Here is a 13,025-nt window from a genome sequence, read left to right as displayed (position 1 = left end):
TCTTTCGAACCGGCCATCGGATAGGGTCTTGGCAACCGGCCACATGCTGTGGCCGCATAAGAAGAGACCCGATCCATGGATCCGATCCTATCGCCAGGGCTGATCGCCCTCCTCGTCATCGTCGTCGTGGCACTGATCGTTCTTGCCTCGACGATCAAGATCGTGCCGCAGGGCTATAACTACACGGTCGAGAATTTCGGCCGCTATACCCGCACATTGACGCCGGGCCTTTCCATCATCGTGCCTTTCATCGAGCGCATCGGGCACAAGATGAACATGATGGAGCAGGTCCTCGACATCCCCACCCAGGAGGTCATCACCCGCGACAACGCCTCTGTCGCGGCCGATGGCGTCGCCTTCTACCAGATCCTCGATGCGCGCGCGGCAGCCTATGAGGTTTCCGGCCTGGAATATGCGATCCTCAATCTGGTGATGACCAATCTGCGTTCGGTCCTCGGCTCGATGGATCTCGACGACATTCTGTCGAACCGGGATTCGATTTCGGAAAAGATCCTGCGGGTCGTCGATCAGGCCTCGGCAAGCTGGGGCATCAAGATCACGCGGATCGAGATCAAGGATATCAATCCGCCGAAGAATCTCGTGGACGCCATGGCTCGCCAGATGATGGCCGAACGCGAAAAGCGCGCCGAAATCCTGGAAGCCGAAGGTTCGCGCAATGCGGCGATCCTCAGGGCCGAGGGTGAAAAGGCGTCGCGTATCCTGGAAGCGGAGGGCAAGCGGGAAGCGGCCTATCGCGAGGCCGAGGCCCGCGAGCGTCTGGCCGAAGCCGAGGCCAAGGCAACGCAGATGGTCTCCGAGGCGATCGCCGCCGGCGACGTTCAGGCTATCAACTATTTCGTCGCCCAGAAATACACCGAAGCTCTCGGCAAGATCGCCACGGCACCCAATCAACGCGTCGTGCTGATGCCGCTCGAAGCCTCCTCTATTCTTGGCTCAATCAGCGGCATCGCCGAACTCGCGCGGGCAGCCTTCGGCGACGATGCCTCCGATGGTCGATCGCAAAACGCGGCTGGCGGCCGAAAGACGGCTCAGCGCCCGAATGTCCAGTTCCGCGCCGGCCCGTCGGCGCCGCCGCCCATGCCGTCAGGCGACTGAGCGCGCCATGGGAGACTTCTTCACGCCCGAAATTCTTTGGTGGGTCGCCGGCTTCCTGCTTCTCGGCCTCGAGCTCGCGGTTCCGGGGGTCTATCTCCTCTTCTTCGGGATCGCCGCTCTGATCGTCGGAACCAATGCCTTCTTCCTGGGCGATTCGATTTTCGGCGTCGGCCAGCAACTCGTGGCCTTCGTCGTCGTCTCGGCCGTCGTGATCTTTCTCGGCGGACGGTTCTATCGGGCGGGACGCACCGGCCCCCCTTCCGAGGACGACAATCCCGTCAACCGCCTCATCGGGCGGGAGGCGAAGCTCTCCGAGGCGATCGAGGCGGGACGCGGCCGGGTCGCGCTCGGCGACAGCTGGTGGACGGTGGAAGGACCGGACCTAGCGAAGGGCACCCGCGTGCGCATCGTCGGCGCCAATGGAAACGTGCTGCGGGTCGAGCCGATCGGTGCCGGAACCGCGTGATACGGGATTCGGCTGATTGAGACTAATCCTGTATCAAAGCCCGCGCGGCGTTTGAGTAGCTTGGAAATCCGTATCGCGAAGCGATCAAACGGATTTCGTATGATTATTCCTCAAAGAAGGAGGGAGATCGCAAGAAGCCCGGCATTGATGGCCAGGAGAAGCGCAAAGAGAAGCTTCGTCAGCGACAGAGCCTGATCGATCTCTCCGGGGCCGGCGCTCCGCCGCCCCTCCCCGTTGAGGCTCGGCGCATCGACGACGAGATCGCCATAGCGGCGCGGCCCACCCAGAGACAGATTAAGCGCCGCCGCGATAGCCGCCTCCGGCCAGCCGGCATTGGGCGAGCGATGAAGCGGCGCGTCGCGCTCGACCACGGTCCAGACCCGGCGCCAGGCGGCGAGCCCCTTGATCGTCGCCGCTGCAACATAGAGGATCGCGGTCAGCCGCGCCGACGGCCAATTGACCACGTCGTCGAGCTTGGCGGCCGCGCGTCCGAAATCACGATGGCGATCGCTTAAATGGCCGATCATGGAATCGGCGGTGTTGATCGCCTTATAGGCGAGAAGCCCGGGAAGCCCGCCGATGAGATAAGCCAGCCAGGGCGCGACGACGCCGTCGGACTGGTTTTCCGCCAGGCTCTCGATTGCCGCGCGAGAAACGCCGGCCGTGTCGAGGGTCGCGACATCTCGGCCCACGATGAGCGAGACGGCACGGCGACCGCCGGCAAGCCCTTCGGCCAAAAGCGCGTCGCGCACCGCACCTACATGGTCGAACAGGCTCTTTTGAGCAAGGAACACCGCTACCAGGCAGATTTCGGCGGCGTATCCCAAGGGGCCGAAGAGTCGAAGGACACTCGACAAGACGAGCCCGCCCAAAAGCACGGCACCGACAAGAACGGCGATGAAGACCGTGCCATTGCGGCGGCGCCTTTCGGGCGACAGGACGGGGCGATTGAAAAGGCGATCGGCCTTGTCGATCACCCGCCCGAACAGAACGACTGGATGAGGCACGCGCCGCCATAGCCAATCCGGATCGCCGACGGATCGGTCGAGCAGGCTTGCGAAAAGCAGGATGGCGAGGTCTGCCGTCATGGGTCTTTCTTCCGGCGCCGAACAGGCGGTCGATCATGAGGCGCAAGGCTTTGTCACAGGCGCAGGCAAAGAAAAAGCCCCGGCACCAAGCGATGCCGGGGCTTTCGAACATCGTGTCCGATACGGCTGCGTCAGGCGACGAGGGCGTCCGAAACGAGATCGTAGATCACGCCATTGACGACCGAAGCAGCAGTTCGGTCAATATTCTCCGAGCTCTCAGCGAAAGTGTAGAGAACCATAGCCTGCGTCGCGCCTTCGGCCAGCTTGGTCTGCCAGAAGTCGATACCGCTCTGTTCCCCAGCCCGGCCGAGAATGTTCTCATAGAGCTTGGAGACATAGGTCTCGGATGTCGGGTTGGCGCCATAAGCCGTCTCGAATTCCGACGACCTGAGGAAGCCGGCCGCGATCTGCTCGAAGCTCATGCCCTGGTCTGCGGCCTTGATCCAGACGCCCATGCCCGGCTCGTCCGGTGCCCGGTTGAAAGCCGCCTGATAGGTGCGGAAGACGACGCCGGCGTTCTCGCCAGCACCCGTATCGAAGGCGAGCCCTTCGTCGGTGAACTGAAGACGCTCCACATTGACGAGCGTATCGGTTCCGCCCTGGGCGGCGACCGTCACGGTACCGTTCTCGACGGTGACGCCGGCGCTTGCGCGCGACTGGCCGTAAAGCGAGGTGTCGCGACCGGCCCCGCCGTCGATCGTGTCATTGCCAGTGTCGCCGGCGATCACATTGTTCGCTGCATTGCCGGTGATCTTGTCGTCGCCCTGGCCGCCGATGACGTTTTCGATGACGACGCCATTGGCGATCGTGACACCGCCATGGACACCCGTGACATAGGAGACGACGCCGCCACCCGTGTCACTGTAATCGAGCGTCGCGGCGCGCAGATCGATGATCGCTCCGGCGCTGGCGCGCGCGGCCGAGATGGTGTCGACACCGCCGGTATCCCAGATCGACATGTAGAAGGTGCCGTCGCCGTCCGACGCCGGGAGATTGTAAACGTTGTCGCCGGCGGCAAAGCCGGTATTGGCGCCGTATTTGGCCTGCAGAACCGCGATATCGAGCGCACCGAAGCCACCGTTCGCGCCGTAAGCGACCACATCCGTCAGCGGACCGGCCGGCGAGGTCTGCCAACCGTCGTTGTAGGACATGACGGTGTAGACGGACTGGTTCAATTCGTTGTCGCCATAAGACCCGAAGGCTCCCGTTACGCCGCGCATGATCGTTGCCGGCGGATTGGGGTCATTCTCTTCGCCGCTGTCGTCATGGGGATGGCTCAATCCGAGGCCGTGGCCGATCTCGTGCAGCACGGTCGTGAAGGCCGAGCCGCCCATCTGAAGACCCGCATCGGTCCAGCTCGAAGCCGAAGCGTTGAAGATGCCGTAGCCGTCGAAGGTGTATTTCGCGCCGCCATAATCGATTTCGCTGCGGGTATTCTGGAAGAAACCCAGACTCTCGTCTTCGCTATTATCGGAAGGCATCGTGGGCGACAAAAAGAAGGCCCAATTGGCCTGAGCCGCGTCTTGAACGATGTTGAAAGTGATGTTGGCGACATTGGAGGTCGCCTGCAGCGAAGCTTCGACGCTTGCCTTGGCGGCGCCCGCCCAGGCCAAAGTGGTTTCCGCCGGATCGCCATTGGGCGCCTCATAGGCCGGGGCGAACCAGACATTGACGACGGGCCCGACCTTCACGGTCGTCCAGTTGATGGCATCGAGCGGCGTTACGCTTTCCCGCGGCGCGAAACCGAGCGGCGAGCTCATAAAGGATGTGGAATTCATGGTTCGATCGACCGATGTCTTCGAGGGCCAGAGCCGCTTCCAAGCGGCTCCCCCAGCCCGATGATACCGTGGGGGCATCAGCGGTTGAAATCGATAGATCGCTTTCTATTTCTTGACAATCGGCTTGCCACGCCACGATGGCATATTTATTTGCTTGACGTCACAAGCGATTTCGATTTTCCGTTGCGTCATCTTCGCCGCATGGCTGGGTTATTTTACAACTTTTCCTGCCCTCAACTACAAATATGAAACGATCCCAAAAGGCCGATAGGCGGCCTCATCGCCCGTTTTCCGCATTCCATTTTTGTAAGATCGGACGCTCGCGAAACCGCCCGGTCGATCAGGTCTGCCGCCCTTGCTCAAACGCTTCGCACGTTCAGGCTGCGGTCCTGGGTGGAACGACCGGCGGCTTGCGGATGGCGAGCCGGCTCTCGATGACGATCCGCGCTCCACTCTCACCGTAATTGGTATCGACCCGCCCATTGAGCTGGACGGCGAGCAGCCGATCGAGCAGCGTTGAGCCGAAGCCGCGCCGGGTGGGCGGGGTCGTGATCGGCGGCCCCCCACGCTCGGTCCAGGACAGAGTGAGGATCTCGCAATCCTCCTGCCGTTCCACCTGCCAATCGATCTTGACCACTCCCTGCGGCACCGAAAGCGAGCCGTATTTCACCGCATTGGTCGTCATCTCGTGAAAGGCCATTGCATAGGTCGATGACAGGTCCGAGGGCAGATAGACCGGCGGGCCGGAGAGTTGGCCGCGCATGGCATCCGGATCGTAGGGAGCGAGTTCGGAGCGCAGAATGTCTTCCAGACTGACAGCGCCCCATTCGTTCTGAGTGAGCAGCGAATGGCTGCGGGCGAGCGAGGCGATCCGAGCCGAAATCTTGCGTTGAAAATCGTCGAAGCTTGGCGAGGTCTTCAGGGTGAAGTTGATCACCGATTGGGCCGTCGTCAGGCTGTTCTTCACCCGATGATGAAGCTCGCGCACGACGAGCGCCTGCTGCTCCTCCTGGTTCTTGCGATCCGTGATGTCCTTGAACACGCCGATGCCGCGCGGATAGCGCCCGTCATGACCGGCATACCAGTCGCAGATCGTGCCGATATGACGGACCGTTCCGTTAGGAAGCTCGATACGGAACTCCACCTCGACCCGCTCGCGCCCCTCCATCGCCTCGTTGATCGCGACGCGCACATTTTCTCGGTCTTCGTCGACGAGACGCGCGCGCAGCGTGTCCGCCATCACGCGCTCCTCATTGCCGAGATCGAAAATCGCCCGGCTGCGAGAATCGAGAAGCAACTGGTCGCTCTCCGCATCCCACTCGAAGGTGCCAATCTGAGCGACCGAAAGCGCCGCGCTGAGCCGCTGCTTCGTCTCGAAATTCTCCGCTTCGGCTGATTCCCGCCGCCGCCTCTCATGGGTCTCGCGGATCGCCCGTTCGACGCAGGTCGCAAGGCGCCCCAGGCGTGACTTGATGACATAGTCGGTCGCGCCGTTCTTCAAAGCCTCGATCGCCACCTCCTCGCCGAGCGTCGCGGAGACGAAGATGAATGGCAGATCCGGCGCCAGATTGCGCGCGATGTCGAGCGCCGACAGACCGTCGAAGCTCGGCAGCTTATAGTCCGCCAAAATCAGGTCGTAGCCGCCGCGCGACAAGAGACGCACGAAATCGGCCCGTTCCCAGACACGGTCCGTGCGATGGGCGACGCCGCCGATCCGCAGATGCTCCGTTATGAGATCGGCATCGAGATCGCTATCCTCCAGATGAAGGATGCGCACGGGTTGAACGGGCCGCGTCACGCTTCGGTCACCTTCATTGGCGTTTGACGCGCCCGTCGCGGAAAAGGCTCGTTGAGGATCGCCCAGAACATGCCGATCTCTTGGATCGCCTTGAAGAACTCCTTGAAATCCACGGGCTTGACCACGAAGGCGTTGACGCCGAGCGAATAGGAGCTGACGAGATCGCTCTCTTCCTTCGAAGCGGTCAGCATGACGACCGGGATGTGTCGCAGATCGGGATCCCGCTTGATGTTCTCCAGAACCTGGAGGCCATCGACCTTGGGCAGTTTCAGATCGAGCAGCACGACGGCCGGATCGCGCGCATCAGCGGCCGGATCCGCGCCTCCGCCAGCCAGCCAGGTGAGCGCCTCGGCCCCATCGCGCGCGACCACGACCTCATTGGCGAGCTGCGAGCGCTCCAAGGCATGCAAAGTCAGTTCGAGATCCTTCGGATTGTCTTCGACCAGAAGGATCGGCTTCAGTTCTGACATGTGTCACCCTCTGATCGTTTCGGCAGCGAGAAGGAGAAGATCGCTCCTTTTCCGACCTCTCCTTCGGCCCAGACCTTTCCACCATGGCGCTCGACGATGCGCCGAATATTGGCAAGGCCGATACCACTGCCTTCATAGTCCTCGATACGGTGCAAACGCTGAAAGACACCGAACAATTTGTCGACATACGCCATGTCGAATCCGACCCCGTCGTCACGAATGACATAGACGCAGGTGTCGTCCCGCTCCTCGCCCTCGATGACGATCCGGCTCGGATCCGTGCCGCGCGTGTATTTTATCGAGTTGGCGATGAGATTCTGCCAGACCGAGCGCATGAAGGAGGGGTCTCCGCAAGCACGCGGGAGGCTCGAAATCTCCCATTCGATGCCTCGCCCCTCCCAGTCCGGCCGAAGCATGCGCATGACCTCGTCGACCAGCTTGTTCATGTCGAGCCGGATGGGCGTCAGCTTCGTACGGCCCATCTGAGAGAAGGCGAGAAGGTCGTCGACGAGCCGGCCGGCCGAATGGGCCGATTCGATCACCGTATCCACATAGCGGCTGGCTCGCGAGTCCTCGGCAACCGGGTCCATTTCCTTCAAGAGTTCGGCGAAACCGACGATGTGTCGGAACGGAGCCCGGAGATCATGACTGATCGAATAGGAGAACGCCTCAAGCTCCTTGTTCGAGCGCTTCAGCTCCTCGGTCAAAGCCGCCATCTCCTCGGCCTTGCGCATGACGATGCCGACAATGGCGTTGCGCAGGCTACCAGCGGCTTCGATCTGCGGGCGGCTCCAGGGCTCGGATCGGCCGCGCACTGTCTCTTTCCACATCTCGAAGGAGGTGCGCGGGTCGAGCCGGCCTTCCGAAGGCTCCTGTGGCTTGCGGGGGTCGCCGCCCCAGCGCACCGTCTCGATCACCTCAGGGCGGAACCAGATGACGAAGCTCGGTCGCACCTGCGAGATGGCGATGGCCGCGAGACCAGCGGCCGTCGATGCCAGGCCCTCGAAGGGCGCGCTCTCGCGGCCAAGCGACGGCGTCGAATAGACGCCCTCGGCCGGATGATGGGCAAAGAGCCAATCGCCGATCGCAAGCACATCCGCCTCGTCGGGCGTGCGGCCCAGAAGCCAGGCTTGGCCATCTGAAACGATCGCGGCGCCCGCCGCGTCGGTTAACGCGAGGAGCTCGTCCGGCATCGCCGCGAGCCCTTCCTCAAAGCTCGAAGCTTCGCTCATGGCCGAGAGGAGCCGGGCCTCGATCTCGTGGCGCTTCACGCGCTCGCTCGTCATCTGGCTGCGAGCCTTGGCGCCGATCTGCATGGCGAGGATCTGGCCGACGAAATCGCAGGCTGTGCGCACATGGGCAGGGACCCGGCGCGGCTCGCCATGATGGCAGGAAATCAGGCCCCAGAGCCGCCCCTCGTCGAGGATGGAGACTGACATGGAGGCCGGCGTCCCCATATTCTTCATATATTGTACATGGACCGGCGAGACGCTGCGCAGGACCGAAAGCGATAGATCGAGCAAAGCCCCTGTCGCAGGATCGCGTTCCGGGTGAACCGGGACTGGCACATAATCGGCATCCGGGATCAGGCGGAGCCGATTCAGCCTGTAGAGCTCGCGCGCCTGGGCGGGGATATCGGAAGCGGGAAAACGCAGATCGAGATAGGAGGGCAGACGTTCGCCCCGCGCCTCCGCCACGACCGTGCCGTTCCAATCCTCGTCGAACCGATAGACGAGGACGCGGTCGAAGCCAGTCAGCTCCCTAATCTTCGCGGCAGCCGCGCTGCCGAGGCTTTCCTCATCGGACAAGGCCGGCAGGCTTCCGACAAAAGCCTGGATATGCGGATAAAGCCCATCGAGAGAGCCGCGCGGCGAGTCCGCCGTTTCAACCTCCAATTCCAGGATCAAGCGGTCTCCGACCTGATGAACGACGAGATCGAACACCCGGTCATGGATCGTCACCGGGCCGAGAAGGGTCGGTCCCTCGCCGGCGGAGAAAGCGTTGAGGGCCGATTCGATTTCGGTCGCCGCATCGCCCCCGACGACCTCTTTCAGCCCCGCCCCAGGGATCGCGCCGTCGACCGATAGCCCGAAGCCCGCCAGATTGTCGCTTGCTTGCAAGACGGCACGCGAGTCCGGCTCGATCACAAGCAGAAGGCCGTGAGGCTGAATATGTCCCGGAACGTGGATCGGCTCGCGCGCGCAGGCGTCGAGATCACCACTCGCCGGGCTTGTCCCGAAGGGTCTTCCTTCGTCATCCATCATGCATGTCCTGTGTTCCGCCGGCCGGGAAAGGCGACCGACGGCGGAGCGGTGGCGGCCGAACGCAGCGGACCTTACCGGTCATGTCGTTGAGACCGAGCAGAAGCAAGCAGCGCTGTCATTGGCTGAAGATCGGTAGCCCTCACCCGTCCACCAATCCGATTAAGACCGTTCACTCCTGACCTTTATAGAGGTCTGACGCACTGATGTCAGGGTGGGCCCCGGAATTTGTCGCACGCGATCAAACGGCGACGATTGAGCTTGGCCGCGAGCAGCCTTATCGAATTGCGGCACGGACTATTCGGCGAAACAAGAGCTTAGCACTATCTATCGATCTTTTCGGTCGAATTTCTTGCTGAGCGGCGCATGAAAACTCTTCTCGAACCAAGCTATCTCAAGCGGTCACCGTTTCGTCAGAACGCGCCCCTTCGATGAGCGGCCGCAGCTCTGCGATCTCTGCGGCGACGAAATCGGTAAATGCCCTCACCCGCGCCGCATGGCGAAGATCCGCATGGGTCAGCAGCCAGAGATCAGTCGAGAAGGATGGCTCGACAGGTCCAAGACGCATCAAACTGGGCGAGCGATCGCCGACGAAGCAGGGAAGATGGCCGATGCCGATACCGGCCTCGACCGCAGCGGCAAGGCCAAGCACGGTATCGACCCTGTAGCGCAGCTGGTCTGAGCCTTTTTCCGCCAGCGCGTGGCGCACGACCTTCATGGCACCCATGGTCTCGCCGAGCGCGATCCAGGGCGTCTCATCGCCCCCCGCATCGATGGCAGACGTCCCGCCGGCGGGGCCGAACTGGGCCCAGGCGATGCGTGCCAGCCGGCGCCCGACCAACGTCTCGGGCGGCGAATCGGTTGCGCGGATCGCCACATCGGCATCGCGCCGTGACAGATTGAGCGCCTGGTTCGAGACGATGACGTCGAGATGGACATCCGGGCAGGCGGCGCGGAAGCGCGCGAAGATCGGCGTGAGCAGACCGATGAGGAGCGAATCATTCGTGGCCACGCGCAATTCGCCGGCCGGCAGCGCCTCGCGCCCTTTCAGCTTCAAGGTGGCGGCATCCACGGCGTCCCGCATCTGGCGCGACAGGGCCGCGATCTCTTCGCCCGGCCCGCTCGCGACTAGCTGCGTGCCGTCGCGCTCGAAGAGCGGCGCGCCCACCGCCGCCTCGATCTGTCGCAATCGGCGGAAGACGGTCGAGTGATGGGCGCCGAGTTCCGCCGCGGCCGCCGGCAGGGAGCGCGTTTCAGCGATCAGCCCGATCAGCCTGATGTCGTCCCACGAAAGGCCTTCCAGCCCGTCAGCCATGACCCGCCCTCTTCGGACATGACGCGCCCCGACGCTTCGACCGGCGGGGCGGCAAGGACGCGCCCGCGATCACTCCTCGGAATATTCGACACGCTCGTTGTAGCGCAGGGCGAGCAGGGTGCAGATCGCGCCGGACAGAAGATAGGCGCCGGCGGCGATCAACCCGAAGAGATCGGACAGGAACAGCGCGACGAAGGGCGCGAAGCCCGCGCCGAAGAGCCAGGCGAGATCGGAGACGAGAGCCGAGCCCGTGTAGCGATAGGAGCGCGGGAAGTTCGAAGCGACGGCGCCCGAACACTGGCCGAAGGTGACGCCCAGGAGGGCAAAGCCGGTGACCATGAAGATGATCTCGCCGGCCGTGCCCTGGTCGAGCATTGAAGGCGCGAAGCCGGAGAAGATCGCGATGAGGACGGCGCACATCCAGAGGACCTGACGTCGGCCATATTTGTCGGCCAGGAAGCCCGAGGTGATGATCGCGATCGCTCCGACAGCAGCGCCGAAACCCTCGATGATGAGAAAGTGGGTGACGTTGTCGTCGGTGAAGAGGGCGATCCAGGAGAGCGGATAGACCGTCACCATGTGGAAGAGCGCGAAGCTCGCCAGGGGCGTGAAGGCGCCGATCACGATGAAGCGGCCATAGGAGCGGACCGTCTGGCGCAACCGGGTCGCCTGCAACTCCCGACGCTGGAACTGGTGAACATATTCCGGCGTCGCGACGATGCGCAGCCGCGCGAACAGAGCGACCACATTGATCGCGAAAGCGCAGAAGAAGGGAAACTGCCAGCCGAAATCCAGGAACTGCTCTTTCGGCAGGAAACCGTGGAAAAAGGCGAAGAGACCGGATGCGACGATGAGGCCGAAGGGCGCGCCAAGCTGGGGCACCATCGCCCACCAGCCGCGATGCTTCTCGGGCGCGTTCATTGCCAGGAGAGAGGCCAGACCATCCCAGGTTCCGCCGAGCGAGATGCCCTGCCCGATCCGCAGCGCGACCAAGAGCCAGACCGCGGCCATGCCGATCTGGTCATAGGTGGGCAGAAAGGCGACGGCGACCGTCGAGGTTCCGAGCCCAAACAGGGCGATCGTCAGCTTCACGCCTTTTCCGTGCCGCCGGTCGATGGTCATGAACAGCCATGTGCCGAAGGGACGGGCTACGAAAGCGAGCGCGAAGATCGCGAAGGAATAGAGCGTGCCCGTCACCGGGTCGGTGAAGGAGAAGATGCGCGCGGGAAAGACTATGACCGAGGCGATGGCGAAGACGAAGAAGTCGAAGAATTCCGAGGTGCGACCGATGATCACCCCAATGGCGATCTCGCTCGGATCGAGCCTGTGACGATCGGCATTCGTGACCGCTATATCGCGTTCGAACGATCCGTTAGCAGTGGCCTGGCTCATGGTCTGTCCCGACAGCGGCCGGCGCCCCTGGAAAGACGGAGGCCGGGATTGAAACGCATTGCATCGGCGCGCGGCCCCTTGCGGCACTTATACGCGCTTCGGCTCTTGTGGCATCGCACAAATTGTTCAATACCAGGGCCGTTCGGCAGTCAACCACCGACCGCCATCTCTGAACAGTCCAAAAAGCAGGATCGTTCGCGTGGGACTCATACGCACATTCGCGCTGGCATCGCTCGCCTTTCTCCTTGCAGGCTGCGGCGATTACGACGTCCTCTTTCCCGCCGGAGACATTGCCGCGCGTCAACGCGACATGCTGTTGATCGCAACCGGCCTGATGCTTCTGATCATCATCCCAGTGATCGCGATGGCCTTCATTTTCGCCTGGCGCTACCGCGCGGCGAACAAGGCCCATTCCGGATACGATCCCGACTGGGACCATTCGACCAAGCTTGAGCTCGTCATCTGGACCGCGCCACTCCTGATCATCGTCATTCTTGGTGCGGTGACCTGGGTCGGAACCCATCTCCTCGATCCCTATCGGCCGCTGGACGCGATCACGACGAGCGAGACGGTCGACACGAGCGCCGAGCCGCTGGAGGTCGAGGTGGTCGCACTCGATTGGAAGTGGATGTTCATCTATCCCCAATACGGGATCGCGACGATCAACGAGCTGGCAGCGCCCGTGGACCGGCCGATCACCTTCAAGCTGACGGCCGAGTCGGTGATGAATGCCTTCTATGTCCCAACCCTGGCGGGCATGATCTACGCGATGCCGGGAATGGAGACCAAGCTCCACGCCGTGATCAATGCCGAGGGCGTCTATCAGGGCCTCGCCTCGCATTATAACGGCGCCGGCTTCTCCGACATGCGATTCAAGTTCCACGGCCTCAGCGATCAGGATTTCGACGCCTGGGTCGAAAAGGCGAAGACCGAAGGCGGGACGCTGGATCGCGCAAAATATCTCGAACTCGCGCGCCCGAGCGAGGCCGCGCCGGTCCAGTATTTCTCGTCGGTCGACGAGGCGCTCTATCCGGCGATCCTCGGCATGTGCGTGCGCGAAGGCAAGCTGTGCATGCAGGAGATCCATCACATCAACGCCCAGGGCGGCAGCGGCGAACGGAACATCCCCATCGAGGCGCTGACCTTCGATGCCCATCCGATCGACACGTTCGAGCCGGGCGGCCATGGGTCGGACGGCATCACGGGCGAGCCCCAGGGCGCGACGGCCCCGGCCAGCGACCGTCAGCCGCATTCCGATCAGCCCGCGGGTGAGAACAATGCCAATGAGGGCGAGGGCAGCGTCGCTCCGCCGCAGCTCAACGACAACTGACGCGAAACGGA

Annotated in this window: 10 protein-coding genes; 3 read left to right on the top strand and 7 right to left on the bottom strand. The window is 62.8% G+C overall.

The window, feature by feature from the left end:
- The first annotated feature begins 75 nt into the window (after positions 1 to 75).
- Positions 76 to 1,116, top strand: coding sequence for an SPFH domain-containing protein (locus B9A15_RS17270; RefSeq protein ID WP_084411774.1), 1,041 nt, complete (start codon positions 76 to 78; stop codon positions 1,114 to 1,116).
- A 7-nt stretch (positions 1,117 to 1,123) separates the two neighbouring features.
- The gene (locus B9A15_RS17265) at positions 1,124 to 1,582 is read left to right on the top strand and encodes an NfeD family protein (RefSeq protein WP_084411773.1); all 459 of its coding nucleotides are present in this window, start codon (positions 1,124 to 1,126) and stop codon (positions 1,580 to 1,582) included.
- Between the two features lie 110 nt (positions 1,583 to 1,692).
- Here the strand turns inward: B9A15_RS17265 and cbiB are convergent, their stop codons facing one another.
- From cbiB to B9A15_RS17230, 7 genes are all read right to left on the bottom strand, one after another.
- The gene (gene cbiB, locus B9A15_RS17260; protein WP_084411772.1) at positions 1,693 to 2,670 is read right to left on the bottom strand and encodes an adenosylcobinamide-phosphate synthase CbiB; all 978 of its coding nucleotides are present in this window, start codon (positions 2,668 to 2,670) and stop codon (positions 1,693 to 1,695) included.
- A 131-nt stretch (positions 2,671 to 2,801) separates the two neighbouring features.
- Positions 2,802 to 4,448, bottom strand: coding sequence for a DUF4214 domain-containing protein (locus B9A15_RS17255; RefSeq protein ID WP_170923342.1), 1,647 nt, complete (start codon positions 4,446 to 4,448; stop codon positions 2,802 to 2,804).
- Positions 4,449 to 4,824: 376 nt separating this feature from the next.
- Positions 4,825 to 6,246 carry a sensor histidine kinase gene (locus B9A15_RS17250; protein ID WP_084411770.1) on the bottom strand — a complete coding sequence of 474 codons (1,422 nt, stop codon included), beginning with the start codon at positions 6,244 to 6,246 and terminating at the stop codon, positions 4,825 to 4,827.
- Positions 6,243 to 6,716: a response regulator gene (locus tag B9A15_RS17245; protein ID WP_084411769.1), complete on the bottom strand. Its 474-nt coding sequence runs from the start codon at positions 6,714 to 6,716 to the stop codon at positions 6,243 to 6,245. The genes B9A15_RS17250 and B9A15_RS17245 overlap by 4 nt, the downstream gene beginning before the upstream one ends.
- Positions 6,704 to 8,980: an ATP-binding protein gene (locus B9A15_RS17240; RefSeq protein ID WP_244557012.1), complete on the bottom strand. Its 2,277-nt coding sequence runs from the start codon at positions 8,978 to 8,980 to the stop codon at positions 6,704 to 6,706. Before B9A15_RS17240 ends, B9A15_RS17245 begins: the two co-directional genes overlap by 13 nt.
- Before the next feature lie 391 nt (positions 8,981 to 9,371).
- Positions 9,372 to 10,292, bottom strand: a complete 921-nt coding sequence (locus B9A15_RS17235; RefSeq protein ID WP_084411768.1) for a LysR family transcriptional regulator — start codon at positions 10,290 to 10,292, stop codon at positions 9,372 to 9,374.
- Positions 10,293 to 10,361: 69 nt separating this feature from the next.
- On the bottom strand, positions 10,362 to 11,684 hold the full coding sequence (locus B9A15_RS17230) for an MFS transporter (protein ID WP_084411767.1): 1,323 nt from the start codon (positions 11,682 to 11,684) through the stop codon (positions 10,362 to 10,364).
- A gap of 199 nt (positions 11,685 to 11,883) precedes the next feature.
- On the opposite strand from B9A15_RS17230, the gene cyoA reads away from it, so the two are divergent.
- Entirely contained in the window at positions 11,884 to 13,014 is a 1,131-nt protein-coding gene (gene cyoA, locus B9A15_RS17225; protein WP_084411766.1) for a ubiquinol oxidase subunit II, read from the top strand.
- Positions 13,015 to 13,025: the final 11 nt, after the last annotated feature.

The sequence above is a fragment of the Fulvimarina manganoxydans genome (assembly GCF_900176465.1).
GTDB classification, from domain to species: Bacteria; Pseudomonadota; Alphaproteobacteria; order Rhizobiales; family Rhizobiaceae; genus Fulvimarina; species Fulvimarina manganoxydans.
This window is presented reverse-complemented; position numbering and strand designations above follow the sequence as displayed.

Coding starts and splice junctions, on each gene's coding strand:
- B9A15_RS17240 (WP_244557012.1), bottom strand. CDS start 8,980: ATGATGGATGACGAAGGAAGACCCTTCGGGACAAGCCCGGCGAGTGGT.
- B9A15_RS17235 (WP_084411768.1), bottom strand. CDS start 10,292: ATGGCTGACGGGCTGGAAGGCCTTTCGTGGGACGACATCAGGCTGATC.
- B9A15_RS17265 (WP_084411773.1), top strand. CDS start 1,124: ATGGGAGACTTCTTCACGCCCGAAATTCTTTGGTGGGTCGCCGGCTTC.
- B9A15_RS17230 (WP_084411767.1), bottom strand. CDS start 11,684: ATGAGCCAGGCCACTGCTAACGGATCGTTCGAACGCGATATAGCGGTC.
- cbiB (WP_084411772.1), bottom strand. CDS start 2,670: ATGACGGCAGACCTCGCCATCCTGCTTTTCGCAAGCCTGCTCGACCGA.
- B9A15_RS17270 (WP_084411774.1), top strand. CDS start 76: ATGGATCCGATCCTATCGCCAGGGCTGATCGCCCTCCTCGTCATCGTC.
- B9A15_RS17255 (WP_170923342.1), bottom strand. CDS start 4,448: ATGAATTCCACATCCTTTATGAGCTCGCCGCTCGGTTTCGCGCCGCGG.
- B9A15_RS17245 (WP_084411769.1), bottom strand. CDS start 6,716: ATGTCAGAACTGAAGCCGATCCTTCTGGTCGAAGACAATCCGAAGGAT.